Below are 25,615 nucleotides of genomic sequence, written 5' to 3' on the forward strand. Positions count from 1 at the left end.
TTCGAAAGCGGTGGGGAGAAGGGGTCATCGGCTGAAACGTTCGAGGTCGTGCGCGAAGCGGCGGATCGTCGCGGCCCGCGCCCAGGACGGCGCGGGCACCGCGACGACCGGCACGGCCGCCCTCGTCACGCAGTACCGGGTGACGTGGCCACGCGACCGGCCGAACCGTCCGCGTTCCGGGCTACCGACGACCAGCAGGTCACTTTCCCGGTGCGCGTGGTCGACAAGCACCTGCCCGGCGTACCCCTGGGTTGCCACCAAACGGACGGTCACGTCCCGGGGCATGCCGCCGAGCGCCGCGTCGAAGACACCACGCAGGTAGACCACCGCGGCCCGGTCGCACTCGTCCTGCCAACGCCACGTCAGGGTGCCGGGCCGCCACGTCGGCGCGAAGACCCACGCACGCACGGCGTCCAGTTGCGCGCCGTCGCGGCGGGCGAGCTGCATCGCGCGGCGCAGGGCCTGCATTCCGGCGAACGACCGGTCGACGCCCACCACGATCCGGCGGCCTACGTCGGGGCGGCTCATGCGGCGGACACCGCCCACGTCGGGGCGTCCTTCCCGGTACGCGGCCCCGCCTGCGTCGTCAGGTCGAGCGCGCGGAGGATGTAGTTGGCCGCGGCCACCTCCACCCCGGCCCGGCGGCGCAGGTCGGCCACGGCCCGGTGCAGCACCGTCCTGCTGTCGGCGGAGAGTCGCACCACGGCGTCGATGTCGGCGGCGATCCACCACGCGTCGACGGCGCAGGGCTCGTGCCGCAGGTATTCCACCAGGTGACTGCCGGGCGCGGACGGTCCCAGCCGGACGCTCACCAGCGCCTCGTGCCGACGCTCCGGCTCGCCCGAGCTGCCAGGCGCGTCCGGGCCGCCGTCGGTGTCGCTGCCGGGTGGGAGGTCTCCGCGTTCCCAGCGTGTCATCCGCCAAGGACTCATGGACCCATCGTCACCACCGAGGGGCGACGGTGCGCCCGCCGATACGCCGTTTCGACGGGCCACCGCCAATTCTTGACGCCGCGTTCACGCGGACGCGTACGCCGGTCAGTTGCCGACGAACTCGACACCCACCAGCCGCTCCGAGACGGTCCACAGCCGTGCCGCGTCATTCGTGTCGCGCGCCGAGCGGTAGACGGCCAGCTCGGTCGGTTTGCCGGTGAACTGTCCCAGCCCGTCCGGGCCGTAGAACCGGCCGCCCCGCGCCTGTGGGCTGGTGGCGGCGTAGAGGGCGGGAAGCAGCCCGGCATCCACCGAGTGCACCAGGACGCCCCAGCGGGCCAGCCGGCTCATGATCGAGTGGTGGAGCGATGGCCGGCTGCGTCCCAGGTTGGGGCCGGACGCGTACAGGTTGGTCATGGTGGTGCCCGGATGGGCGACGTTGCTGACGATGCCCCAGCCGCCGGCCCGACTCCGTCGGTCCAGTTCCAACCCGAAGTGCAGGGTGGCCAACTTGGACGCGTTGTACGCGCGGATCGCCGCGTACCGCTGGGTGCTCTGCAGGTCGTCCCAGTCGAGCCGGCCAGAGCGGGCGGCGCTGCTCGACATGGTGGTGACCCGGGCGTGGCCGGCCCGCAGCAGCGGCAGCAGCCGCCCGGTCAGCGCGAAGTGCCCGAGGTGGTTGGTGCCGAACTGCAGTTCGAAGCCCTCGGCGGTGGCGTGCCGGGTCGGCGGCGTCATCACGCCGGCATTGTTGATCATGATCTGGATCGGTCGGCCCTCGCCGAGCAGCGTGTCGGCCAGCGCGGCCACCGAGTCCAGCGAGGCGAGGTCCAGGTGCCGGGTCGAGACGACGGCACCCGGCGCGGCGGCCCGCACGGCGTCCAGCGCGGCGGCGCCCTTGGCCGGGTTGCGGACCGGCAGCACCACCTCGGCCCCGGCGCGCGCCAGCCGCGTGGCCAGGCCGAGGCCCAGGCCGTCGCTGCCGCCGGTCACGACGGCGAGTCTTCCAGTCAGGTCCGGAACGGTCAGGTCGAGCACAACAACTCCCAGGTCGGCGGTGTCCCTCATCGGTCGTGGACAAGCCTGGATCGGTCGCCGACCACCACCCAGGGTCGCCTTATCCAGGGATCGACGCTCCCCGGCTGTCGCACGGGCCGGCTGCCCGGCGAGTAACGTCCTTGACGATCAAGGACTTTCGGACGAGGAGGCACGGTGCAGACGACGACGGTGGACATCCCGACCAGCGACGGAGTGGCGGACGCGTCCCTGACCCGGCCGGACGGCAACGGCCCCTTCCCGGCGGTGCTGCTCTTCATGGACGCCTTCGGACCGCGCCCGCGCCTGGTCGAGATGGCGGAACGGATCGCCGCACGGGGTTACCTGGTGGTGACGCCCCACCTGTTCTACCGGGCCGGCCGGGCACCGCTGTTCGACCTGTCCCGACTCGGTGAGCCGGACCAGCGCGGAGCGCTCTTCGAGCAGATCATGCCGCTGGCCGGCGCGTTGACCCCGGAGGTGTTCGACCGGGACACCACCGCGTACCTCGACTTCCTGGCCGCCCGCGACGACGTCCGGCCGGGTCCGGTCGCCATCACCGGCTACTGCCTGGGCGGCACGAACGCGCTGCGGGCCATCGAGGCGCACCCGGACCGCATCGCCGCGATCGCCAGCTTCCACGGCGGGTACCTCGCCACCGACGCGCCGGACAGCCCTCACCTGGCCGTCGGCGCGATCACCGGCGAGGTGTACTTCGGGCACGCCGACGCCGACCGGTCGATGACGCCGGAGCAGATCGCCACGCTGGAGAAGGCGCTCGACGCGGCCGGCGTGCGCTACCGCTCCGAGGTCTACCAGGGCGCCCACCACGGCTTCACCATGGCCGACACCCCGATGTACGACGAGCAGGCCACCGAGCGCCACTGGGCCGCCCTCTTCGACCTGCTGGACCGCGCCCTGCCGACAAACTGACGGGAGACGTCCCATCCGGTCAGCGGCGCAGCAGCACCGGGCCGGCGTCGATGCGGGTGCGGAACAGCGCGTACGGCTTACGCCGCAGGTCCTTGCCCCGCTGGTACTGCGCCTGCCGGTGCAGCTGGTTGGCGGTGACGTAGAGGTACCCGTCGGTGGCCACCGACATGGTGTCCGGCCAGAGCAGCCGCGGGTCGTGGACCAGCGTCTCGTACTGGCCGTCCGGGTGCCGCCGCAGCACCGCGTTGTGCTCGTACGAGGTGAGGTAGAGCCGCCCTGCGTCGTCGCTCTCCAACCCGTCCGAGGCGGTGCCCCGGTCCCCCTCGTCGACGACCGTCGCGGCGACCGCCTCCTGGGTGACGCCCGGGTCGGCAAGCGCTTCGGCGGAGACGCTGTGCAGCCTTCGCGATGCCAGCGGACAGTAGTAGAGCCGGCTGCCGTCGGCCGAGATGGCGATGCCGTCGGAGCCCATGCTCACCGGCTTCGGCGGCCCGTCCGCCGGCCGTTCGAGGAACGGTCGGCCCTCGACCACCGGCCGGAACGTCGCCAGCGGTTCCGCCTTCGTGGACGGGTGGTCGTGCAGCCGCCGCCAGGAAGCGCCACTGGCCAGGTCGACGACGATGATGCCGTTCGGCCCGGTCGACGCCGAGTCGGTGATGTACGCGACCCCCGCCTCACCGCGCCGCAGGTCGAACCGGACGTCGTTGAGGTACGTCGTCGGCAGCGCCACGTCCGCCGGAAAGGTGATCACCTGGGCGACCGTGTCGGTGTCCAGGTCGATCCGGACCAGCTTCGGGCCGCCCGGCTTCGTGGGCTGGAACATCGGGCTGCCGGTGTCCAGCACCCAGAGCCGGTCGGCCGGGTCCACCACGATGCTCTGCACCGACACGAACGCGCCCGCGTCGTCGTCACCGGACGGGGTGTTCCACGCCTGGTCGGGGTAGGGCACCTCCCGGCCGTCGCGCAGCTCCACGACGGTGGCCGGCACCTCGTCGCCCCACTTCGGGAAGTTGACGAAGATCCGGCCCCGGTGCGAGACGCTCACCCCGGTCGGCATCGGGCCGGTGAAGGTGTGCACCAGCTCCAGCTCGCCCACCGGCTCGTCGCCGACCGGTCCGTTCATGACGCCCACCCCACGATGCCCATCGTCTCGCCTCCTGCCGTGGGTCCGACCCACGCCGGCCGCGGGCTCCCCGCGCGCTGCTATTCCCGCCCGGGCGTCCGGTATGCCTGCGTCAGCAGCTATGCCTCCGTCAGCGCACCGGCGCGGCGGCGTACGCGACGGGCAGGCCGGGGACCTCGACGTCCACCGCGAGCAGCGCGCCGTCCTGCGGACCCGCGGCGCTCAGCCCGACCCGGGCGGTGCCGATGAAGAGTCGGCGCAGGTCGGGGCCGCCCAGGCAGATGCCGGCGGGCTGCTTCGCCGGCAGCCGAATCTCCCGGTCCAGGGTGCCGTCGGGCCGGTAGCGGCGGACCGCCGAGCCGCCCCAGAACGCGACCCAGAGGTGGCCTGCCGTGTCGACGGTCATGCCGTCCGGCCCGCCGTCGTCGGGGGAGAGCCGCAGGAACGGCTCCCGCCCGTCCAGGTCACCGGTGCCCGGGTCGACGGTGAACCTGTCGATCTCGCCGCGCGGCGTGTCGGCCAGGTACATGGTGGTGCCGGTGGCGTCGAACGCCGGCCCGTTCGGAATGGTCAGCCCGGTCACGGCGGGCACCGGTGCCGCGCCCGGGGCCAGCCGGTACAGCGTGCCCCCGCCGGGGACCGCGGCGTACGTCATGCTGCCGACCCAGAATCGGCCGTGCGGGTCGGCGACCGCGTCGTTCATCCGGGTCGGCTCGGGCGCGTCGCCGACCAGGTCGGCGACCGGTCGGGGGTCGCCGCCGGCGGGCAGCACGGTGATGCCGGTCCCGGCGGCGGCGAGCCACTCGCCGGCTCGGTCGGCCACCGGGGCGACCGCGCCGAGCGGAACGTCGAGGTGGCGGACCTCCCGCAGCGGGTTCGGAGCGTCGCCGTCGGTCTCCAGCAGCCGTCCGGCCAGCAGGTCGACGAGGACCAGCCGGTCGTCGACCCAGCGCAGCCCCTCGCCCAGCTCCAGCCGGTCGGTGCTCCAGACGGTCGGCTCGGTCAGCTCCATGGTGCTCCTCCAAGGGATCTCCGGTCGGCGGCGGCCGGTCCGCGCCGGTCGTCGGTGCGCCCGTGCGCCGGCCGCCGCACTCGTCAGCGGACCGTACCGCCGGGGCCGTGGTCGAGCAGCGTCAGCGGACCGTACCGCCCGGCCCGTGGTCGAGCAGCGTCAGCTCGGCTCGGTCGGGCAGGCCCTCCCAGTCGCCCCGGGTGGCGACCGCGAACGCGCCGGTGGTGACCGCCCGGTCCAGCCGGGTCGGCGCGTCGGCACCGTCGAGCCAACCGGAGAGCAGCCCGGCCACGAACGCGTCGCCCGCGCCGACGGTGTCCACCACCGGCACCGTCCGGGCTGGACGGTGCACCCGGCCGGTGGCTCGGTGGCTGGTCGCCCCGTCGGCGCCGTGCTTGACCACGACCTCGGTCACGCCGGCCGACAGCAGCGCCGCGACCGGGTCGGACGCGTCGGTCAGCACGGCCAACTCGTCGTCGGAGGCGACCACCAGATCGATCGAGGGCAGCAGCGGGCGCAGCGCGTCGGCGGCGTCGGCGACCGACCAGAGCCGCTGCCGGTGGTTGACGTCCAGGCAGACGGTGGTGCCGGCGGCACGGGCGCGCCGCACGGCCGCCACCACCGCCTGGTACGGCTCGTCGCCCAGCGCGCAGGTGATGCCGGTGACATGCAGCAGCCGGGGCGGCGACCCCGGCGCGTCGAAGGGGCCTGTGACGTCGGCCGGTCGCAGCCGGGAGCCAGCGGAGCCCGCGCGGTGGTAGGTGACCCGGTTGATGTCGGCGACCCGGTTCTCGACGAGGATCAGCCCGGTGGGCGCGGTCGGGTCGATCCGGGACCAGGTCAGGTCGACACCCTCGGCGCGCAGCGTACGGCGGACCAGCTCGCCGGGCTCGTCGGCGCCGGTGACCCCGACCCAGGCGGCCCGGTGGCCGAGCCGGGAAAGCCCGATGGCCACCGTCGACTCGGCCCCGGCGACGGAGATCCCGGCGGTGCCGCCCAGCCGCAGCGGGCCGCTGCTGCGGAAGGCCGCCATCGTCTCGCCGAGCGTGAGCAGGTCGGTCACCGCTGGACCGCCGTGCGGAAGGTGGCCGCGCGGTCGCGCAGCGCCGACAGGTCGCCACCCCGGACGGCGTCACCGAGCAGCGGGGAGCCGACACCCACCGCCACCGCGCCCCGGTCGAGGTACCGTCGCGCTCCGTCCGCGTCGATTCCGCCGACCGGTACGAACGCGGTGCCGGGGAACGGGTCCCGCAGCGCGCCGAGGTAGTCGGGTCCGCCGAGGGACGCCGGGAAGAGCTTGACGGCGGTGGCCCCGGCACTGCCGGCCTGCACCACCTCGGTGGGGGTGAGCGCTCCGGCGAGCACCGGCAGGCCGAGCCGGCCACCCTCGGCGAGGCTCGGCGCGAGCGCCGGGGTGACCAGGAAACCGGCGCCCGCGTCGGCCGCGGCGCGGGCGTCCTCGGCGCTGAGCACGGTGCCCGCGCCCAGGGCGTAGTCCGCCCCGAGTGCCGCCCGGGCGCGGCGGATGACGCCGAGCGCGTCGGCGCCTGTCAGGGAGACCTCGACCAGGGCGACGCCGCTCTCGGCCAGGGTGAGTACCGCGGTCAGCGCGGCGGCCGGGTCCGGGCCGCGCACGATGGCCAGCAGCCGGTGGGTACGCAGCTCGTCGAGCAGGTTCATCGCGGTGTCCTCAGTGGATGCGGTGGGCGGAGATGGTGAGTCGCCAGGTGACCTCACCGGCGGGGGGAACGACCACGGCGTCGGCGGGGCCGGCGTCGGCCAGGTCGAAGGCCGCGCCGAGCATCGGTTCGACGCCGACGCTGCGGTAGGGGCCGTCGGTCGGCCAGCCGCCCAGGTTGCGCCAGAGGGCGGTGCTGCGGGGCTGGCCCGCGCACTCCAGCTCCAGGGTCAGCCGGTCGACGCCGTCGATCACCTGGACCCGTGGGCAGTCGAGCAGTACCGCGCCGAGCGCGGTCCCGTCGTCCGGGCCGAGGGTGTCGAGCGTCAGCCCGGCGGGGGACGGCCACTCCCCGGTGAGCCACGGGGCGTCGGCGGGCCAGGTGCCCGGCGGCAGGAGCGCGGCGGCCTCCGGGTACAGCCGGGTCGGGGTGCCGGCGGGCGCGTCGAGGCGGGCCGCGGGGGAGAGGTCGAGCAGGGCGTGCGCGGCCCAGACGAACCGGTGACCGGGGTCGGCGGCCAGCCGGTAGTCGGCCACCACCACACCGCCCTCGTCGGTGATCCGGCGGCTCAGGGTGAACGTTCGCCGCTGGATCACCAGTGTGTCGGGGCCGGCGCGGCGCCACGGCCGCGACCACACCTCGCCGTGGTCGGGCTTACCGCGCACCGTGGGCAGGCACTCCTCCAGACCGCCGGCGTCGACGAACGCGTCGTCGGGGCGTACCCCGTGCCGGCCGGGGTCCGGGCCACGCCAGAGCCACTCCCGACCGCCACCGTGCAGGCTGGTCCACCGGCCGCCGTGCGCCACGTCGTACGCCACGCGCAGCGGCACCGGAGTCGCGCCGGTCACCATTCCGCGAACGACCCGTCGGCGTGCTGCCAGACCGGGTTGCGCCAGGTGTGCGGTGTCTTCGCGGCCTTGCGGACGGCCGCCTCGTCCACGGTGATGCCCAGGCCGGGCCGGTCGAGTCGGGCGATGTGCCCGTCCACGAACCGGAACGGTTCCGGGTCGACCAGGTAGTCCAACAACTCGGAGCCGACGTTGTAGTGGATCCCGATGCTCTGCTCCTGGATCAGGAAGTTCGGCGTCGCGAAGGCCACCTGGAGGCTGGCCGCCAGCGAGATCGGGCCGAGCGGGCAGTGCGGGGCGAGCAGCGCGCCGTACGTCTCGGCCAGCGCGGCGATCCGGCGGACCTCGGAGATACCGCCGGCGTGCGACAGGTCGGGCTGGACCACGGCGACTCCGGCCTGCAACGGGCCGAGGAACTCGGAGCGGCCGTAGAGCCGTTCGCCGGTGGCCACCGGGATCGGTGTGCTGGCGACGATGTAGCGCAGGTGGTGGGCCTGGTCGGGCAGGACCGGCTCCTCCACGAAGAACGGGCGCAGGGGAGCCAGCTCGGGCAGGATCCGGCGTACCGCGGCCAGCCCGGCCCGGCCGTGGAAGTCCAGCGCGATGTCCCGGTCGGGGCCGAGCACCTCGCGGGCGGCGGCGACGCGGCCGACGACCTCGTCCACCTCGGCGGAGGTGGGGATGGGGGAGAGTCGCCCGCACGCGTTCATCTTGACGCCGGTGAGGCCGGCGGCGACCTGCGCGGCGGCGGCGTCGGCGACCTCGTCGGGCTCGTCCCCGCCGATCCAGGAGTAGATCCGCACCTTCTCCCGCACCGGGCCGCCGAGGAGCGCGTGCACCGGTGCGCCGTACGCCTGCCCGGCGATGTCCCAGAGCGCCTGGTCGAGGCCGGCGACCGCGCTGGAGAGGATCGGGCCGCCCCGGTAGAAGCCGCCCTTGGTGAGCACCTGCCAGTGCTGCTCGATCCGCAGCGGGTCGGCGCCGATCAGGTATTCGGCGAGCACCTCGACGGCACTGCGCACCACTTCGGCGCGCCCCTCCACCACCGGTTCACCCCACCCGACCAGCCCGTCGTCGGTCTCCACCCGGCAGAACAACCACCGTGGCGCGACCAGGAAGGTCTCGATGCGCTCGATCTTCACTGACTGCCCCTTCGTCCCCGTGCCTTCTCGACGTCGCGGACGGCCTTGTCCAGCAACTCACGCATGGCGGTCTCGGCCGCCGTCTCGTCGCGCTCGCGTAGCGCGTCGACGACGGCACGGTGGCTGGGCACGGGGTCGTCGTGCGCGGCGCCGCCGTGCACCAGGCGGTCGCGTTCGGCGAGCCCGGTCTCCATCACCACCTCCATCCGTTCCAGCAGCTCGTTGTGCGTGGCGGTGAGCAGCGCGCGGTGGAAGGCGAGGTCGGCGGCGACGGCGGCGGCGGGATCACCGTTGGCCTCGGCCATCTCGGCCAGCGCCCGGTCGAGGGCGGCCAGGTCGTCCTCGGTCGCCCGGGTGGCGGCCAGCCGCGCGGCGGCCGGCTCGATGATCGCGCGTACCTCGTGCAGCTTTTCGAGCAGACGCTCGTCGGGGCCCTCGGCGAACTGCCAGCGGATCACGTCGCCGTCGAGCAGGTTCCAGTCGGCGCGGGGCCGGACGAAGGTGCCGCGCTTCTGCCGGGCGTCGACGATGCCCTTGGCCGAGAGGACCTTCAGCGCCTCGCGGAGCGCCGTGAGGCTGACGTCGAACTCCTCCTGGAGGGCGACGATGTTCAGCGTCGCGCCGGCGGGGATCTCACCGGTGAGGATGCGACGGGCGATCGCTTCGACGGTCTGCCCGTGGACGCCGCGGCGTGCGTACTGTGCCAATGCTCCTGGCCTTTTCGCTGGTCGGTATCGATCTCTCAGGCCGAGGCTTTCACCGCTGTCCAGCCACCGTCCACCACGAGGCTCGCGCCGGTGACGTAGGCGGCGTCCGGTGAGGCGAGGAAGGCGACGGTCGCCGCCACCTCGTCCGGGGTGCCGAAGCGTTTCGCCACCGTCTCGGCGACGCTGCGCTCGCGGTCCTCTTCGGACACGTCGGCCCAGGCCGCGGTGAGGATCGGGCCGGGCAGCACGGTGTTGACCCGCACCTGTGGGCCGTACTCCACGGCGAGTTGGCGGCCGAGCGCGACCAGGCCGCCCTTGGCCGCGGCGTACGCGGGGCGGCCGGGCAACCCGACGAGCGCGTGCACCGAGGAGATGAGCACCACCGCGCCGGAGCGGGTCAGCAGGTCGTCCAGGCAGGCGCGCACACCGAGGAACGAGCCGGTGAGGCTGACGCCGAGCTGCTGGTCCCAGGACTGCCGACTGGTCTCGTGGGCCGGGGCGACCCGCACGGTGTACGCGGTGCTGACCAGGATGTCGATCGGGCCGAGGCCGGCGTGTACTGCCGACACCGCAGCCGCCCAGTCGCTCTCGTCGCTGACATCGGCCACTACGGACAGTGCGCGGACGCCTCGCGCTGTCAGTTCTTCGGCAAGCGGTGCCGTGTCGGCCACGTCGAGCAGCGCGACAGCTGCCCCCTCGGCGGCGAGCCGCCGGGCGGTGGCCGCGCCGATCCCACCCATCGCGCCGGTGACCAGCGCGTTCTTGCCCTCAAGCCGGCGCATAGGCTGATCCACCTGACCCTCGCCTTGATCTCATCTAATCATTAATTACGAAGATATCTTGACAGCCGGCGACGTCCGATGCAACCTTCTCGACACAGCATTCACATGGACGACACACTGCGCGGTGACGCTACGTGTCGTAGAGGAAGGGATACCTCCGTGAGCGACTTCGACCCCGGTCGCCGGCGATTCCTTGGCCATCTCGGGCTCGCTGGCCTGGGTGCCCTCGGCGCCAGCTCGTTCCTCAGCGCGTGCGCCAGTTCCGCCAGCGGACCGACGACGAGCAACGGCTCGGGCGCGGTCACCATCCAGTCCAACCTCTCCTCGCCGCAGGCCAAGGCCGCGATGGAGAAGCTGATCGAGACGTTCAACGCGCAGGGCAAGGGCACGGCCAGCCTCAACACGATCGCCTCGGAGACCTTCCGGACCCAACTGCCGACGTACCTGACCTCGGCGAACCCGCCGGACCTCTACACCTGGTACGCGGGCTCGGTCGCCAACGACTACGCCAGCAAGAACCTGCTGCTGGACGTCTCCGACGTGTGGAAGTCGCTCGGCGACTACCCCCAGTCGCTGCGCACCCTCTCCACCGACGCCAGCGGCAAGCAGATCTTCGTGCCGATGAACAACTACTGGTGGGGCTTCTTCTACCGCAAGTCCAACTTCGCCAAGTGGGGCGTGCAGGAGCCGAAGACCTGGACCGAGTTCCTGGCGCTCTGCGAGACGTTGAAGAGCAAGGGCGTTCCGCCGATCGGCATCGGTCTCGGCGACACCCCGTGGGTGGCCTCGGCCTGGTTCGACTACCTCAACATCCGGATCAACGGCGCTCCGTTCCACCGCGAACTGCTCGCCGGCAAGCAGCGCTTCGACGACCCGAAGGTCAAGGCGGTCTTCACCCGCTGGCGTGAGGCGCTGCCCTACTTCGACCCCAAGGGCAAGGCGTACCCGTTCCAGGAGGCGACCACCGCGCTCCTGGCGGGCAAGACCGGCATGTTCCTGATCGGCACGTTCTTCGCCGACGCCGCACCCAAGGATGCCCTCGGTGACCTGGACTTCTTCCGGTTCCCGATCATCGACCCGGCGGTGCCGCTGGCCGAGGAGGCCCCCACGGACGGCTTCTTCGCCAGCGCGAAGACCGCCAACCCGACCGGCACCAGGGCGCTACTCAGCTACCTCTCCGGGGTCGAGGCCCAGGAGGCGTACGTCAGGGCCAGCTCCGGCATCGTCCTGCCGGCCAACCCGAAGGCCAAGGCGTCCGACTCGCCGCTCGTGGTCAAGGGCAAGGCGATGCTCGACGAGGCCAAGGAGTTGACCCAGTTCTTCAACCGCGACTCCAGTGACGCACTCCAGCCGACCGCGGACACCGCGCTCACCAAGTTCATCGACAAGCCGGACCAGATCGACGCGATCCTGCGGGAGTGGCAGGCCGGCGCCGAGAAGGTCTTCAAGGGCTGACGTGACAGCAACGATCTCCACGACTTCGGTCACCCCCACCCGGCGGCGGCGACGGTCGGCTCGACTGTCGCCGCTGCTGGTGGCGTTCGTCCTGGTGCCGTTCGCGGTCGAGAGCATCTGGGTGTTCTGGCCGGCGCTCCAGGGCTTCTGGTTCTCGCTCACCCGGTGGGACGGAATGTCGTCACCGGCCTTCGTCGGCACCGACAACTACGTCGAGCTGGCCGGTGACGCCACCTTCCGCGGCGCGCTGATCAACACGGTGATCTGGCTGGTGCTCTTCGGCGGCCTCTCCGTGCTCGGCGGCTTCGGCATGGCGCTGGTGTTGCAGAAGGAGCGACGCGGCGTCGGCTTCTACCGGGCCGCGCTGTTCACCCCGGTCGTGTTCTCGCTGGTGGTGACCGCGCTGGTCTGGCGGGTGTTCTACCAGCCCGACGGTATCGCCGACACGCTGCTGCGGGCGGTCGGGCTGGAGAGCCTGATCCGGCCCTGGCTCGCCGACCCGCAGACCGCCCTGTACGCGGTGATCCTGCCCGCACTGTGGCGGCAGATCGGGTACGTCATGGTGCTGTTCCTGGCCGGCCTGAAGGCCATCGACCCGGCGCTGCACGAGGCGGCCCGGATGGACGGCGCAAACTCCTGGCAGCGGCTGCGACACGTCACGATTCCCCAGCTCAAGGGGGTCAACGCCGTGGTGCTGTCGGTCATCGTGATCGACTCGCTGCGCTCGTTCGACATCGTCTGGTCACTGACCAAGGGCGGGCCGTACCACTCGTCGGAGCTGCTCAGCACCTACATGTACTCGACCGCGTTCCAGAGCCTGCGGCTGGGCTACGCCTCGGCCATCGCCGTCGTGATCTTCGTGCTCGCGCTGGCCGTCATCCTCGGCTACCTGGTCCGCGCGTTCCGGGAGGAAGCCTGATGAACAAGCTCCGTACCGGGGCCTTCCACACCGGCATGATCCTGCTCTCGCTGCTGTGGCTCGGGCCGGTGATCTGGGTCGTGGTGATGTCCACCCGGTCGTTCGACGACATCGCCGCGCACGGCGTGGGCAGCCTGCCCCGCTCGTTCACGCTGGACACCTATCGGCAGGCCTGGACCGACGGCGGTGAGTTGCGCGCGTTGATCAACAGCATGCTGGTCACCGTCCCGTCGGTGGCGTTGAGCCTCGCGCTCGCGGCGATGGCCGCGTTCGCGCTGAGTCGCTTCCGGATCCCCGGGCGGCGGACCATCCTGCTGCTGATGCTCGCCGGCAACCTGCTCCCACCGCAGATCCTGCTCATCCCGGTGGCCAAGTTCAGCGAGCTGACCGGCCTGTACGACACGCTCTGGGCGCTGATCGCGGTGCAGGTCGGCTTCGGGCTCGGCTTCTACACCTTCGTCCTGCACGGCTTCATGCGGGACCTGCCGGGCGAGATCCAGGAGGCGGCCACCATCGACGGCGCCGGCACGGCGCAGATCTTCACGAAGGTGATGCTGCCGCTGACCCGCCCCGCACTGGCTGCCCTCGGCGCGTTGTCGTTCACCTGGATCTTCAACGACCTGCTCTGGGCGATCACCGTGCTGCGTACCGATGACAACATGCCGGTCACCCCGGCGCTACTCGCCCTCCAGGGGCAGTTCGTCTCGTCCTGGAACGTCATCGCCGCCGGCACGGTCATCGCGGCCGTCCCCACCGTCGCGGTCTTCCTCCGCTTCCAGCGGCACTTCGTCTCCGGCCTGGCGCTCGGAGCCGTCAAGTGACCGCCGCTACCGGGCAGCGCTGGACGCTGCGCGGCACGCACACCGAGTACACCGTCACCGTGCCCGCGCACGGCCGTTGGCTGGAACTTGTCGCGTGGGGGCCGCACGGCGTCTCCGACGGGCCGTCGCCGGTCGCCTACGACGGCCCGGTCCCGTTCCTCACCGCCGGGGACGCCGCCCCCATCGAGTACGCCACCGACGCCGACCGCCCGTTCACCGGCGCCGACCTGGTGATCGAGACCGTGGACCGGCAGCGCCGGGTGGGCTTCGTCCACACCGAGGCGCGGATCGACGACGACCAGCGGGAGCTGGCCGTCGAGTTCGCCGACCCGGTCACCGGGCTGCGTGCCGCCGTGCACTACCGGGTGCCCGCCGGCACCGACGTGGTGCAGCGCTGGGTCGAGCTGACCAACGACGGCACCGACGCGCTGCGGGTGGTCCGGGCCGGATCGGGCGGGTTCTGCGTGCCCACGCCGCACGGCGCGCTGCTCAGCCACCAGTGGGGGCAGTGGGCGCAGGAGTTCCAGCTCTCCCACGTCGAGCTGGGCCACGGCGCGTTCAGCATCGGCAGCTCCCAGGGCGTACCCGGGCATCTGCACGTGCCCTGGCTGGCCGTGCGGGACACCGCCGACCTGGCCGGTCCGGCGTGGGGGATGGCGTTGGCCTGGACCGGTTCGTGGGAGATCAGCGCCGAGCGGGACACCGGCGGCCTGACCCGGGTCCGGGCCGGCCGTCAGCTGGTCGACGGCCCGCTGGACCTGGCCCCCGGCGAGGTGCTGACCCTGCCGGTGGTCACCGGCGCGTACAGCCCGGACGGCCTGGACGGGCTGGCCCGCGTCTGGCACACGCACCAGCGGTTGCTGGCCGCCGACCGGCTCACCCCGCGCCCGGTGCTCTACAACTCCTGGGAGGCCACCTACTTCGCCGTCGAGGCGCAGAGCCAGTTGGCGCTCGCCCGGATCGCCGCCGAGCTGGGCGTGGAGACGTTCGTGGTGGACGATGGCTGGTTCGTCGGTCGGAACGACGACACGGCCGGGCTGGGTGACTGGACGCCCGACCCGGCGAAGTTCCCGGCCGGGTTCGACGCGTTCATCGCCGACGTCCGGGCACTCGGGCTGAACTTCGGGCTCTGGGTCGAGCCGGAGTGCGTCAACCCGAAGTCGACCCTGTACGCCGAGCACCCGGAGTGGGTCTACTCCGTCGACGGTCGGCCGCTCACCCCGGTGCGCAACCAGTACCTGCTCGACCTGGGTCGGCCGGAGGTCGCCGAGTTCGTCCACTCCACGGTGGACGGTCTGCTGCGCCGGTACGACATCGACTACCTGAAGTGGGACTTCAACCGCCCACGTACCGAACCGGGCCGGCCCGGTGGGGTCGGCCCGCTCGACCTGGACGGCGCGCACGTCGCCAACCTGCACCGGATCTACGAGCGGCTGCGCCGGGACCACCCCGGCGTGCTGATCGAGGCGTGCGCCGGCGGCGGCGGGCGCACCGACCTGGCGATGGCCGCCCGCGCCGACGTCTTCTGGCCCAGCGACAACACCGGCCCACTGGACCGGCTGGCCATTCAGTACGGCTTCCTGCACGCCAACGCCCCGCACCTGCTCAGCTCCTGGGTCACCGACGCGCCCGGTCTGTTCGATCCGCGACCGCGCTCGCTTGCGTTCCGGTTCGTCCTCGCGATGGCCGGCGTGCTCGGCGTCGGCGCGGACATCCGGGCCTGGACCCCCGCCGAGCGGGCCGAGGCAGCCGGCTGGATCGCCCGCTACAAGAAGATCCGGGACGTCGTCACGTACGGCGAGGTGCACCTGATCGGCGGCCCCGACCAGGCCCGCTGCGCGGTGCAGTACACCTCCCCGGACCAGCGCCGAGTGGTAGTCCTGGCCTGGCACACCGGCCGGCTCGACGGGACCGGACTGCTCCCGTCCCGCCCGGTCCGGTTGCCCCTGCGTGGCCTCGACCCGAAGGCCCGCTACTCCCACGGCGACCGGCACTACTCCGGCAGCCACCTCGGAGCGGTCGGCCTGCCCGTGCGGTGGAGCGCGACCCACGACGCCGACCTCATCGTGCTGACCCGCGACTGAGGCCGGAGCACCACCACCCCCACCCCCGAGGGACAGGAGTACCTCCATGCGCCTGAACCGACCGCTGACCGCCGCCCTGGCCGTGCTCGGCCTGGGCCTGGCCAGCCCCACACCGGCCATGGCCGGCCCCCCACCGGCTGGCCCTCCGCAGGCTGGTCTTCCGCAGGCTGGCCCCTCGCAGGCCGGCCCTCCACAAGCCGGTCTTCCGCAGGCCGGCCCCTCGCAGGCCGGCCCTCCGCAGGCTGGTCCCGGTCCCGGTCGTCCCGGCCACCCGCCGGTCAGCGCCGGGGCCGAGGACCAGGGCGCGCCCACCTTCTTCGACAGTGGGCTCGCCCCGACGCCCTACCAGGGCTGGAACACCTACTTCGGCCTCGGTGGCGATCCCACCGAGGCCGAAGTCAGGTCGGTCACCGACCACATGGTCCGCAGTGGCCTGCGCGACGCCGGCTACACCTACGTCTGGATCGACGGCAACTGGGCCGCGCCCACCCCGCGTAACGAGGCCGGCCAACTCGTCGCCGACCCGGCCCGCTTCCCGGGCGGGATGGCCGCGCTTGCCGCGTACATCCACAGCAAGGGCATGAAGGCCGGCATCTACACCGACGCCGGGCCGTACCTGCCCGGGCAGTGTGGGCTGGGCAGCAACGGCCACTACCGGGCCGACATCGCCCAGTTCGCCGGCTGGGGCTTCGACGCGCTCAAGGCCGACTGGCTCTGCGGCCGGGCCGCCGGCCTCGACCCGGAGGCCACCTTCCGTGAGCTGGCCGAGGCGGTACGCCAGTCGCCGCGACCGATGCTGCTCAACATCTGCAACCCGGTCAGCTCCGACTGGGGTGGCGGCCCGTACACCCCGGAACAGCTCTCCACCTGGAGCTACACGTACGCGCCCACCATCGCCGACTCCTGGCGGACGTACACCGACGTGGGGCTCACCGACCCGAGCCCGCAGTGGGCGTACCCGTGGGTGCTGCGCAACATGGACGTCAACGCGTACCACCCGGCGGCCACCGGGCCGGGGCACTACAACGACCCGGACTACCTGCTGCCGATGCGCCCGCTGCCCGACGGCGGGTACGAGCTGAGCCTGGAGGAGTCCAAGACGCAGCTCGGCATGTGGGCCATCATGGCCGCGCCGCTGGTGATCGGCTCCGACCCGCGTGGCCTGCCGAAGGAGATGATCTCGGCGCTGACCAACCCGGAGATCGTCGCGGTCGACCAGGACCCGCTGGTCCGGCAGGGCGTCAAGGTCGCCGACACCGGCACCGACGCGCAGGTCTGGAGCAAGGTGCTCACCGGCTCCGGCAAGCGGGCCGTCGCCCTGCTGAACCGGCACGACACCGCGCAGCAGATCACGGTGAGATTCGCCGACGTCGCACTCGGCGGGTCGGTGCGCGTCCGCGACCTGTGGACCCGTGCCGACGTGGACGCCCAGCCGAACACCCCCGGCGTGCAGCCGTTCACCGGCTCGTACACCGTCGAGGTGCCGGCGCACGGGGTGGCGATGCTCGGTCTGACCGGCGCCGACCAGGTCGCCGGTGCCAACCTCGGCGGGACCGCCAGCGCCAGCCCCGCACTGGTCCGGGTGGATGACACCCACGCCACCGCCTTCGTCCGCGACGCTTCCGGCGCACTGGCGGTCAACACCCGCACCGGTACGACGTGGGGGACGCACTGGACGTCACTCGGCGGCCCGGTCGGCGGCCGGATCCTCGGCCAACCGGCCGTGTACGCCTCCGCCGGCGGCCGGCTCGACGTCTTCGTCCGGGGCACCGACAACGCCGCCTGGCAGCGCAGTTTCACCGCCGGGAAGTGGGGACCGTGGCGCAGCCTCGGTGGCACACTCACCGACGCGCCCACGGTGGCCTGGACCAGCCCGACCCAGTGGACCCTCGTGGCGCGCGGCGCCGACGGCAAGATCTGGTCGCGTACGCCGAACACCGGCTGGGTCGGCGTCGGGGCACCGGAGAACCGGCCGTTCTACGGTCGGCCGAGTGCGGTCGTCGACGACGCGGGCGTGCTGCACGTGGCGGTCCGCAGCCGCACCGACGAGGTGTGGTGGACCAGCCGGACCGGTACCACCTGGTCGGCCTGGACCAGCCTGGGCGGCACCACCAGCGGCAGCCCGACGTTGCTCGCCACGGCGGGCCGGGTCTACCTGTTCTCGTTGGCCGCCGACAACCGCCTCTGGCAGCGCAACCTGAGCGATGGTGCCTGGGGCGGCTGGTTCCAACGCGGTGAGTTCGCCACCGACGCCTTCCGGGGCGCACCGGGGGCGGCCGCCGGCGCCAACGGCAGCGCCTGGCTGGCGGTACGCGGCGTGGACGACCGGGTGCACCAGATCGTCCTCTGATCCACGGTGGCGGGCCGTCGCTGGGCGGCCCGCCACCGTGCGCCCGTTACCGGCTTCCCGCAGCGACTGTTCCGCCCGCCGTGCCTTGTCGTCCCCGGCGGCGGTATGGCCAGCACGGTGGCGGTGCTCGGGGACTTCCACGGTCTACCGCACCCGGTCGGTCCGTCGGTCTGTCTCGGCCGGTCGTCTCGGTGTGTCTCCGCCGGTTGGTCTCGATCGGTCTCCGCTTGTCAAACAACCGCCCCGTCCAACTCGCCCAGGACGAGAGCCGCCCGCGCCAGCCAGTGCACGGCCAGTCCCGGCAGGCGGCAGAGCATCGCGTCGGTCGGACCCGGTCACGGGAGTGCGGTCGGGGTGAGGGCGGGCCAAGCCTGGTCGGGGTGAGGGCGGGCCAAGGCTGGTCGGGGTGAGGGCGGGCCAAGGCTGGTCGGGGTGAGGGCGGGCCAAGGCTGGTCGGGGTGAGGGCGGGCTAAGCCTGGTCGCGGTCGGGCCGGGCCTGGTCGCGGTGGATCAGGCCGGCCCGCAGGAGGGCGCGCCGGGACCTGGTGGCGTAGGAGTAGACCGTCACCGGGGTGCTGGGCGGATCTGGCCGCCGACGGGTCGGATCTTGCTTAGTGGTGATGGTGTGGGTGGCGTCGGCCGGATTGTGTTCACGTTCGTGGGTGGTAGTGGTTGCGGCGGGGGACCTGGTCGGGGTCGAGCCAGGTGGGTGGGATGAATTCGGGGTGACCGTCGCCGCCGAGTTGCACGGTCCAGTCGTTGTGGTGCAGGTGTCGGTGGTGGTGGCCGCAGAGCAGGACGGCGTTGCTGAGGGTGGTGGTGCCGCCGTCGGCCCAGTGGTGGATGTGGTGGGCGTCGCACCAGCGGGGTGGGCGGTCGCAGCCGGGGAAGGCGCAGCCGCGGTCGCGCAGGACGAGAGCGCGGCGCAGGGGGCCGGTGACGAGGCGGCGTTGTCGGCCGAGGTCGAGTGGTTGGCTGGTGCTGTTGAGGACGGCGGGCAGGATCGCGGCGTCGCAGGCGAGTCGGCGCACCGTTTGCGGGGTGAGCTGGAGGCCGGTGTCGAGGGTGCCGGCGCTGAGGTGCCCCGCGAGGGCGTCGAAGCTGGTGGTGATGACGATCTGCGCGGGGTCGCCGCCGTGTTCGGGTAGGTCGCCGGTGCGCAGGGTGAGGCGGCAGAGGTCGGCGAGGGCGTCGTGGCGGCGTTGTCCGGGGGTGCGGTTGTCGTCGGGGCCGGAGGGTGCGGTCAGTGGGTCGATCGCGGCGCGGAGCAGGCCGGCGGTTTCGGTGTCGAGGGTGCCGGTGAGTCGCAGGCGGCCGTCGGTCAGGGTGGAGAGGGTGAGGTGGCGGTCACGGCTGGTGCGGCGGGCGTCGGCTTCCAGCGCGGCGTGGGCGGCGGCGTCGGCGAGGTCGGGGGCGACGTGCTCGAGGATGCGGGTGCCGAGTTTTCGCAGCAGGGTGGGGTCGAACTGCCCGGCCCAGTCGGTGAGCACCCCGACGGCCTTGTCGGCGGCCTCCGCGTCGGCCGCGGTGTTGACGGTGGTGACGGTGTCGGTGATGACCCGGGCCTGCTCGACGGTGATGTCGCCGTGGGCCAGAGCGGCGCGTATCCCGGGGTTGCCGGTGTCCAGGGCGGCGGCGAGGTCGACGAGGCGGCGGGCGGCGGGGACGGTGAGGCGCAGTCGTTCGCGTAACCAGACTGCGGTGCTGGAGGCGCCCTGCGCGTGGGCGGTGCCGCGACCGTCGATCTCACGGACCAGGGCGAGCGTGACGGCGGCGAGGCGTTGCTCCAGGCGGTGCGCGGCGTCGAGCGCCGCGACCAACTCGTCCTCGGCGAGCGCCCAGGCAGGGTCGTCGACGCAGGCGGCGACCGCGTCGTCCGCCTGCGCCAACTCCTCAACCATGACCAGACACTAGAACACCTGTACGACACTTTCAGTGGCCAAGATCGATTCGGTGGCGGCACTCCACTGGCACTGTGAGGTCCTCAGGCTGACAGCCCGCACGCCAATTTCGCGAGGTATGACGCGTGGCCCGGCGGCACGCATGCCAGGCTGTGCCGGTTGTAGCCTGCCTCGGCGGCCTGCGCGACAGGCCGCGTCGGTTCGAGCCCGGCCCGCCTGTCAGGCCGCGTCAGATCGAGCCCTCCCGGCGGCTGCCCCAGCCGTCAAGCCGGTAAGGCTGACCCCCGGCCTGGCCTGCTGACCCCCGGCCTGGCCTGCTGACCCCCGGCCTGGCCTGCTGAACCCCGGCCTGGCCTGCTGAACCCCGGCCTGGCCTGCTGAACCCCGGCCTGGCCTGCTGAACCCCGGCCAACGGGGGCGACCCTGGCCCGCAGTCCCGGGCGCGTCCGGATTCGCCGAGGGGTCGGCCTCGCTGGATCAGGCCGGACCGCCGCCGCCTCGGCCGTCAGCTGCGCCGGATGATGCCGGGGCCGGCGGCGATGTCGATGTCGCCGTCCGTGATCTCGTGGCCGGCCGCGCAGCGGAGCACCGCGCGGACCGGTTGGCCGCAGTCGTGGTGGGTGGCGACGATGGACGGGCCGGCGTCGTCGGCGGCCCAGGTGTCGCCCCAGTTGCGCAGGGCGGTGATGACGGGCAGGAGTTCGCGGCCCTTGCGGGTGAGTTGGTACTCGTGCCGGGTGCGCTGCCCCGGCTCCCGGTAGGGGATCCGTTCGAGCAGGTCGGCGGCGACCATTTCCTTGAGCCGGGCGGCCATGGCGGGTTCGCCGACGCCGACCCGGCGGACGAAGTCGTCGAAGCGGCGCGTGCCGAGCAGCGCCTCACGCATGATCAGGACCGTCGACCTGCTGCCCACGATGTCCATCGCCCGGGCCACCGAGCAGTTCTCGCTCGACCAGGAGTCGCGGTCGTCCCGTAGGTCCTCCATGCCGCCCAGCCTACCTGACTTGCATGGCGGTTAGTCAGGTGCTTCACTGGGGTGCGCTGACTTCAGCATGAGCAAGTCAGCTCAACCAGCCCTGAGGAAGTCCCGTGACCGGCAACACCGCAGCCCCACCCGCGCCCGGACCGGCCGGCGTCGTCCGTTCCGCCGTCCGCGGCTCCCGCCCGGTGACCCTGGTCGCCATGTGCCTGGGCGCGATGATCACGTTCCTCCAGATCACCGCGACGGTCTCCGCACTCACCACGATCCAGCAGGACCTGCGGGTCGACCCGACGACCCTGATCTGGGTCCCGAGCGCCTACACGCTGATGGTGGCGAGTGTGGTGCTGTCCGCCGCCACCCTCGGCAACCGCTACGGGCGCAAGCGCATGTTCGGTGCCGGAGTCCTCGCGATGATCGTTGGTGCCGCCGTCGTGGCCGGTGCCCCGACCGTGGCCTGGGTGATCGTCGGGCAGTTGGTCGCCGGCCTCGGCGGAGCCCTGATCCTGCCGAACAGCCTGGCGATCCTCGGCGCGACGTTCACCGACCCGCACCGACGTACCGAGGTCATCACCGCGTGGTCGGCGGCCTCCGGCATCGGGCTCGCGATCGGCCCGCTCATCGCCGGCACGCTGCTGAAGCACTACGCGTGGCACAGCGTCTACCTGTCGACGATCGTGCTGGGCGTGGTCACCCTCGTCGCCGCCATCGGAGTGGCCGAGTCCCGGCCGAGCGCAGGCCGACTCGACGTACCCGGCCTGCTGCTCGGCACCGTCGCCATCGCCGCGGCCGTCTACGCCCTGATCCAGGGCGGCAAGGACGGCTACACCAGCCCGGTGGTGACGGTGGCCTGGATCGCCGCGGCTGCCGCACTCGTCGCGTTCGTCCTGGTCGAGCTGCGTTCCGATGCGCCGATGCTCGACCTGCGGCTGTTCCGGTCCGCGTCGTTCAGCGCCGTCATGGTCGTCGCCGCGGTGTCGCTGTTCGGCTTCACCGGCGTGGCGATCCTGCTGGTCCTCTTCCACGAACGCGCCCAGGCGCTCAGCCCGCTGGACACCGGCTGGCGGATGCTCGTGCTCTTCGGCGCCTACGTGGTCGTCGCCTTCGGCGCCGGGCGCGCGATCCGTCGTACCGGCTTCAAGGCGCCACTCACCCTCGGCCTGGTCCTCGGTGCGGTGGCGAGCTTCGGTCTGGCGGCCCAGGGTCCCACCGCGTCCTTCGGTCACCGGTGGCCGCTGTTCGCCGTGTTCGGTGCCGCAGGCGGCCTGGTGGTGGCCCCGGCGACCGCCGCCGCGTTGGCCAGCGTCGTGCCCGCGCAGGCCGGGATGGCCTCCGGCGCGGTGAACGCCGCCCGACAGGTCGGCTCCGTGCTCGGCACGTCCCTGCTGGGCACGCTCTTGACCACCACGATGCTGGCCGATCTGCCCGACCGGTTGGCCGCGCACCAGGTCGGCGAACCCACCCGTGGCGCCGTGCAGGCGGCGGTGGCCGCCGGTGCCACCGGCGACCAGCCGCTGCCCGACCCGGTCCGGGCGGCGATCGCCGAAGCCATGACGTCCGGCGTCCAGGCCGGGTTGCGGATCAACGGCATCGTCTTCCTCGCCACCGCCGTGCTCACGCTCGCCCTCGTCCGCAACCGGCCGCACCAGCACTGAGGCCGGCCGCACCAGCACTGAGGGCCGCGCTGCGCCGATCGCCACGAAGATCAGCCGTCAACCAGTGGTCACGGCCGCGGTGATCTCGACCTCCAACACCGCGCCGTCGAGAAAGAGCCGGCTCACCTCGACGGTGGTGCTGGCTGGCCTGGTCCGCCCGAAGTAGCGGTTGCGGACCTCCGCGTAGCCGGACAGGTCGCCGAGGTCGGTCAGGAACGTCCGGACGTGCAGCACGTCGGCGAAGGTGGCGCCGTGCGCCGCGAGCAGCGCGCCGATCAACTCGAAGATTCGTTCGGACTGCGTCCGCACGTCGCCGGGTGCGACGACCGCGCCGGCGTCGTCCACCCCGACCTGGCCGGAGAGCATCAGCAGCGCGCCCCCGGGCAGGTCGAGGCGGGCGACGTGCGCGAACCGGTCGCCGAACGGCGCGGCGACGGTCGTGGGGTTGTCCAGGGTCACGTTCACGACTTCTCCTCGGCTGCAGCGGGGTCAGTGAGACGGGCGATGTCGTCCTGCGGATGGCGCGCGGCCGCCAACGCCGACGCGGCGGCGCGCAGCAGGGGCGCCGGCGCGTCGCCGAGCGCGTCGAGGGCGAGCCGGGCGTCCTTGGCGGCCAGGGCTGCGGCGAACGCGGCGTCCGTGGCGGTCGCCCGGGCGACCGCGCCACCGAGCGGCCCGGTGCCAAGTGCGTCGATCGCGGTACGTCTGTCGACGCCGACGGCGTCCGCGACGGTGAGCGCGTCCGCGACCGCGGTGACCGCGGTGACCAGAGCGGTGTTGAGCACCAGCTTCAACGCGGCGCCCCGGCCGGAGCCGCCGCAGCGACGGACGGTGCCCAACGTCCCCAGCAGCGGGGTGATCCGCTCGACGACCGCCTCCTCCCCGCCGACCAACACCACGAGCCGGCCCGTCTCGGCAGCTCCGGCGCTGCCGGCGACCGGAGCGTCGACAAGCGGTGTTCCCGCCGGCAGCAGGGTGGCCAGTTCGGCCACGGCCCAGGGGCCGATGGTGGACATCTCGATCACGGGGGTGCCCGGCCGCAGCGCCAGTGCCGCACCGGAGTCGACAAGCGTGTGCCGGACGGCGGCCGCATCGGTGAGCATGGTGATCACCACGTCGGCGTCGCGGACCGCCTCGGCCGGGCTGCCGGCGGCTCGCGCCCCGGCGTCGACGAGCGGCGCCGTGCGGGCGGACGTGCGATTCCAGACGGTGAGCCGATGCCCGGTGGCCAGCAGCCGACGGCCGATCGCGGTGCCCATCGTGCCCGTACCCAGGAGGGCGATCTCGTTCATCTCGCCAACGCTAGGGTGCGGGAAGCCATGTCACCAGCGACTGTTCCGCATCACTGCCATGCTGCGGGAACATGTCACGATGCAGCTGAACGCGCTCCAGGTCTTCCGTGCCGTCGCCGAGCACGGCTCCCTCACGGCTGCGGCCCGCAGCCTGCGCTACACCCAGTCGGCGGTGTCCCGACAGATCGCCGCGCTGGAAGCCGAGACCGGGTCGCCGTTGCTGGACCGGCTGCCGCGCGGTGTCGCCCTGACCGAGGAGGGCCGTTGCCTGCTCGGCCACGCCGAGGCGGTGCTCGACCGGCTGGACACCGCCCGGCGGGACCTGGCGGCGCTGCGCGACCTGTCCGCCGGCCGGTTGCGGGTCGGCGCGTTCCCCACGGCGGTCGCCGCGCTTGTGCCACGTGCTCTGGCCAGCTTCAAGTCCGAGCATCCCGAGGTGGCCCTGTCGCTTGTCGAAGGGCTCACGCCCGGGCTGCTGGAGCGCCTGGTCCACGGCGACGCCGACGTCGCCGTGGTGAGTGCCGCGGTGGACCAGCCGCTCGACGCCGACCAGTTCGACCTGCACCACCTCGTCGACGAGACGCTCCTGGTGGCCGTACCCCGGACGCATCGACTCGCCCACCGGCGGACCATCCGCCTGCGCGACCTGGCCGACGAGTCGTTCATCGCCGGCTCGGCGACCGCCGAGGAGACTCTGCTGCGGGCGACCCTACCGGCGGGCTTTCGCCCGCGGATCGACATCGTCGCGGCCGAGTGGACCGGCAAGCTTGGCTGTGTCGCGGCCGGTCTGGGCGTCGCGCTGGTGCCGGCCCTGGCCGTACGCGCCGCTCCATCCGACCTGACCCTGCTCCGCCTGCACCCCGACGACGCCTCCGTCCGGCGGATCTTCGCCGCGACCGTCGCCGGTCGGAGCCGACCACCGGCGGTGCGGCGGTTCCTCACTCACCTGGACCGGGCGGCGGGCCTGAGCGAAGCGGGCGGGTGACGCGGACCGCCGTGCGGCGGTCCGCATCCGGGCGTCACCCGCCGATGGCGTCGAGTTCCTCGATCGCGTCGGCCGGCAGCTTCAGATCTGCCGCCGCGAGGTTCTCCCGCAGGTGTGCCAGCGTCGAGGTGCCCGGGATCAGCACGGTGGTGGGGGAGCGCTGAAGGAGCCAGGCGAGGGCGACCTGCTGCGGCGACGACCCCACCCGGGTGGCCACGTCGTTGAGCGTGTCCGACTGCAACGGCGTGAACCCGCCGAGCGGGAAGAACGCGGCGAACGCGATGTTCTCCGCCGCGCACCTGTCCACCAGGGCGTCATCCTGCCGGTTCGCGACGTTGTAGAGGTTCTGGACAGTGACCACCGGGGCGATGGCCTGGGCCTCGGTGAGCTGGGTGAGCGTGACGTTGCTGAGCCCGAGGTGCCGGATCAGCCCCTCCTGCCGCAGGTCGGCGAGGGCGCCGAACTGCTCGGAGAGGGGATCGTCGCCGGTGCCCTCCGCCACGCCTACCCGCAGGTTGACCACGTCGAGGACGTCCAGGCCGAGGTGCCGGAGGTTGTCCCGGACCTGGGCCTTCAGTTCGTCCGGCTCCAGGGCCGGGATCCAGGAGCGGTCGGAGCCGCGTCGCGCGCCGACCTTGGTGACCAGGTGCAGATCCTCGGGGTACGGGTGCAGCGCCTCGCGGATCAGCTCGTTCACCACCACCGGCCCGTAGAAGTCGCTGGTGTCGATGTGTCGGACACCGCTGTCGACGGCCTCGCGGAGCACGGCGAGCGCCTGCTCGCGGTCGCGGGGTGGGCCGAAGACACCGGGGCCGGCCAACTGCATCGCCCCGTAGCCCATCCGGCTGAGGGTGAGGCCGTCAGCCAGGGTCAGGGACCCGCCGGGAAGGTTCTCGCTCATGTCGTCCTCTATCCGTAATCGGAGTGGGTATGCGTCGACTGTGCGCCGACAGTCGGTCGGCCGGCAGGGCGAGCTGTTCC

The 25,615-nt window shown here is 72.7% G+C and carries 24 protein-coding genes; 8 read left to right on the top strand and 16 right to left on the bottom strand.

All coding sequences use genetic code 11. The features are described 5' to 3' along the window. Nucleotides 1-24 precede the first annotated feature (24 nt). From AB0C25_RS00540 to AB0C25_RS00550, 3 genes are all read right to left on the bottom strand, one after another. Nucleotides 25-528 (bottom strand): universal stress protein, encoded by a 504-nt coding sequence (locus AB0C25_RS00540; RefSeq protein ID WP_357368207.1) that lies wholly within the window; start codon nucleotides 526-528, stop codon nucleotides 25-27. Further along, nucleotides 525-932 (bottom strand): hypothetical protein, encoded by a 408-nt coding sequence (locus AB0C25_RS00545; RefSeq protein ID WP_357368208.1) that lies wholly within the window; start codon nucleotides 930-932, stop codon nucleotides 525-527. The genes AB0C25_RS00540 and AB0C25_RS00545 overlap by 4 nt, the downstream gene beginning before the upstream one ends. A gap of 105 nt (nucleotides 933-1,037) precedes the next feature. After that, nucleotides 1,038-2,000: an SDR family oxidoreductase gene (locus tag AB0C25_RS00550; protein WP_357368209.1), complete on the bottom strand. Its 963-nt coding sequence runs from the start codon at nucleotides 1,998-2,000 to the stop codon at nucleotides 1,038-1,040. Nucleotides 2,001-2,144: 144 nt separating this feature from the next. Here AB0C25_RS00550 and AB0C25_RS00555 point away from each other — a divergent pair, with 144 nt between their 5' ends. Further along, on the top strand, nucleotides 2,145-2,900 hold the full coding sequence (locus AB0C25_RS00555; protein WP_357368210.1) for a dienelactone hydrolase family protein: 756 nt from the start codon (nucleotides 2,145-2,147) through the stop codon (nucleotides 2,898-2,900). Nucleotides 2,901-2,919: 19 nt separating this feature from the next. Here AB0C25_RS00555 and AB0C25_RS00560 read toward each other — a convergent pair whose 3' ends face one another. From AB0C25_RS00560 to AB0C25_RS00595, 8 genes are all read right to left on the bottom strand, one after another. Next, entirely contained in the window at nucleotides 2,920-4,023 is a 1,104-nt protein-coding gene (locus AB0C25_RS00560; protein ID WP_357368211.1) for an L-dopachrome tautomerase-related protein, read from the bottom strand. Between the two features lie 130 nt (nucleotides 4,024-4,153). After that, complete coding sequence (locus AB0C25_RS00565) at nucleotides 4,154-5,035, bottom strand: SMP-30/gluconolactonase/LRE family protein (RefSeq protein ID WP_357368212.1); 882 nt, start codon at nucleotides 5,033-5,035, stop codon at nucleotides 4,154-4,156. Between the two features lie 121 nt (nucleotides 5,036-5,156). After that, nucleotides 5,157-6,098, bottom strand: coding sequence for a sugar kinase (locus tag AB0C25_RS00570; RefSeq protein ID WP_357368213.1), 942 nt, complete (start codon nucleotides 6,096-6,098; stop codon nucleotides 5,157-5,159). After that, a complete protein-coding gene (locus AB0C25_RS00575) occupies nucleotides 6,095-6,715 on the bottom strand; it encodes a bifunctional 4-hydroxy-2-oxoglutarate aldolase/2-dehydro-3-deoxy-phosphogluconate aldolase (RefSeq protein WP_357368214.1) in 621 nt (206 codons plus the stop codon). Before AB0C25_RS00575 ends, AB0C25_RS00570 begins: the two co-directional genes overlap by 4 nt. A gap of 10 nt (nucleotides 6,716-6,725) precedes the next feature. Further along, a complete protein-coding gene (locus tag AB0C25_RS00580; RefSeq protein ID WP_357368215.1) occupies nucleotides 6,726-7,565 on the bottom strand; it encodes a hypothetical protein in 840 nt (279 codons plus the stop codon). Next, nucleotides 7,559-8,704, bottom strand: a complete 1,146-nt coding sequence (gene dgoD / locus AB0C25_RS00585) for a galactonate dehydratase (protein ID WP_357368216.1) — start codon at nucleotides 8,702-8,704, stop codon at nucleotides 7,559-7,561. Before dgoD ends, AB0C25_RS00580 begins: the two co-directional genes overlap by 7 nt. Beyond that, nucleotides 8,701-9,411 (bottom strand): FCD domain-containing protein, encoded by a 711-nt coding sequence (locus AB0C25_RS00590; RefSeq protein WP_357240789.1) that lies wholly within the window; start codon nucleotides 9,409-9,411, stop codon nucleotides 8,701-8,703. The genes dgoD and AB0C25_RS00590 overlap by 4 nt, the downstream gene beginning before the upstream one ends. A 35-nt stretch (nucleotides 9,412-9,446) precedes the next feature. Continuing rightward, nucleotides 9,447-10,193: an SDR family oxidoreductase gene (locus AB0C25_RS00595; RefSeq protein WP_357368217.1), complete on the bottom strand. Its 747-nt coding sequence runs from the start codon at nucleotides 10,191-10,193 to the stop codon at nucleotides 9,447-9,449. Between the two features lie 159 nt (nucleotides 10,194-10,352). Between AB0C25_RS00595 and AB0C25_RS00600 the strand changes: the two genes are divergently transcribed. Genes AB0C25_RS00600 through AB0C25_RS00620 form a run of 5 tightly spaced genes read left to right on the top strand, consistent with a single transcriptional unit; the run spans nucleotide 10,353 to nucleotide 17,822 of the window. Next, nucleotides 10,353-11,648, top strand: coding sequence for an extracellular solute-binding protein (locus AB0C25_RS00600; RefSeq protein WP_357368218.1), 1,296 nt, complete (start codon nucleotides 10,353-10,355; stop codon nucleotides 11,646-11,648). Nucleotide 11,649: 1 nt separating this feature from the next. Continuing rightward, the gene (locus AB0C25_RS00605) at nucleotides 11,650-12,567 is read left to right on the top strand and encodes a sugar ABC transporter permease (protein WP_357368219.1); all 918 of its coding nucleotides are present in this window, start codon (nucleotides 11,650-11,652) and stop codon (nucleotides 12,565-12,567) included. Beyond that, nucleotides 12,567-13,388: a carbohydrate ABC transporter permease gene (locus tag AB0C25_RS00610; protein WP_357368220.1), complete on the top strand. Its 822-nt coding sequence runs from the start codon at nucleotides 12,567-12,569 to the stop codon at nucleotides 13,386-13,388. Before AB0C25_RS00605 ends, AB0C25_RS00610 begins: the two co-directional genes overlap by 1 nt. Beyond that, nucleotides 13,385-15,472 carry an alpha-galactosidase gene (locus AB0C25_RS00615; RefSeq protein WP_357368221.1) on the top strand — a complete coding sequence of 696 codons (2,088 nt, stop codon included), beginning with the start codon at nucleotides 13,385-13,387 and terminating at the stop codon, nucleotides 15,470-15,472. Before AB0C25_RS00610 ends, AB0C25_RS00615 begins: the two co-directional genes overlap by 4 nt. Before the next feature lie 46 nt (nucleotides 15,473-15,518). Then, complete coding sequence (locus tag AB0C25_RS00620) at nucleotides 15,519-17,822, top strand: glycoside hydrolase family 27 protein (protein ID WP_357368222.1); 2,304 nt, start codon at nucleotides 15,519-15,521, stop codon at nucleotides 17,820-17,822. Between the two features lie 650 nt (nucleotides 17,823-18,472). On the opposite strand, the gene AB0C25_RS00625 is transcribed toward AB0C25_RS00620, so the two are convergent. Continuing rightward, nucleotides 18,473-19,723 (bottom strand): DUF222 domain-containing protein, encoded by a 1,251-nt coding sequence (locus AB0C25_RS00625; protein ID WP_357368223.1) that lies wholly within the window; start codon nucleotides 19,721-19,723, stop codon nucleotides 18,473-18,475. 505 nt (nucleotides 19,724-20,228) lie between these two features. Then, on the bottom strand, nucleotides 20,229-20,708 hold the full coding sequence (locus tag AB0C25_RS00630; protein ID WP_357368224.1) for a helix-turn-helix domain-containing protein: 480 nt from the start codon (nucleotides 20,706-20,708) through the stop codon (nucleotides 20,229-20,231). A gap of 104 nt (nucleotides 20,709-20,812) precedes the next feature. On the opposite strand from AB0C25_RS00630, the gene AB0C25_RS00635 reads away from it, so the two are divergent. Continuing rightward, nucleotides 20,813-22,357: an MFS transporter gene (locus AB0C25_RS00635; RefSeq protein WP_357368225.1), complete on the top strand. Its 1,545-nt coding sequence runs from the start codon at nucleotides 20,813-20,815 to the stop codon at nucleotides 22,355-22,357. Between the two features lie 57 nt (nucleotides 22,358-22,414). Here AB0C25_RS00635 and AB0C25_RS00640 read toward each other — a convergent pair whose 3' ends face one another. Both AB0C25_RS00640 and AB0C25_RS00645 read right to left on the bottom strand, forming a co-directional pair. Beyond that, complete coding sequence (locus AB0C25_RS00640; protein ID WP_357368226.1) at nucleotides 22,415-22,822, bottom strand: RidA family protein; 408 nt, start codon at nucleotides 22,820-22,822, stop codon at nucleotides 22,415-22,417. Beyond that, nucleotides 22,819-23,649 carry an NAD(P)-dependent oxidoreductase gene (locus tag AB0C25_RS00645; RefSeq protein WP_357368227.1) on the bottom strand — a complete coding sequence of 277 codons (831 nt, stop codon included), beginning with the start codon at nucleotides 23,647-23,649 and terminating at the stop codon, nucleotides 22,819-22,821. Before AB0C25_RS00645 ends, AB0C25_RS00640 begins: the two co-directional genes overlap by 4 nt. 79 nt (nucleotides 23,650-23,728) lie before the next feature. On the opposite strand from AB0C25_RS00645, the gene AB0C25_RS00650 reads away from it, so the two are divergent. Then, nucleotides 23,729-24,634 (top strand): LysR substrate-binding domain-containing protein, encoded by a 906-nt coding sequence (locus tag AB0C25_RS00650; RefSeq protein WP_357368228.1) that lies wholly within the window; start codon nucleotides 23,729-23,731, stop codon nucleotides 24,632-24,634. Between the two features lie 34 nt (nucleotides 24,635-24,668). Here AB0C25_RS00650 and AB0C25_RS00655 read toward each other — a convergent pair whose 3' ends face one another. Further along, entirely contained in the window at nucleotides 24,669-25,535 is an 867-nt protein-coding gene (locus tag AB0C25_RS00655; RefSeq protein ID WP_357368229.1) for an oxidoreductase, read from the bottom strand. Nucleotides 25,536-25,615: the final 80 nt, after the last annotated feature.

Origin of the sequence: Micromonospora sp. NPDC048839 (genome assembly GCF_040649915.1) — a bacterium.
Lineage (GTDB): Bacteria > Actinomycetota > Actinomycetes > Mycobacteriales > Micromonosporaceae > Micromonospora.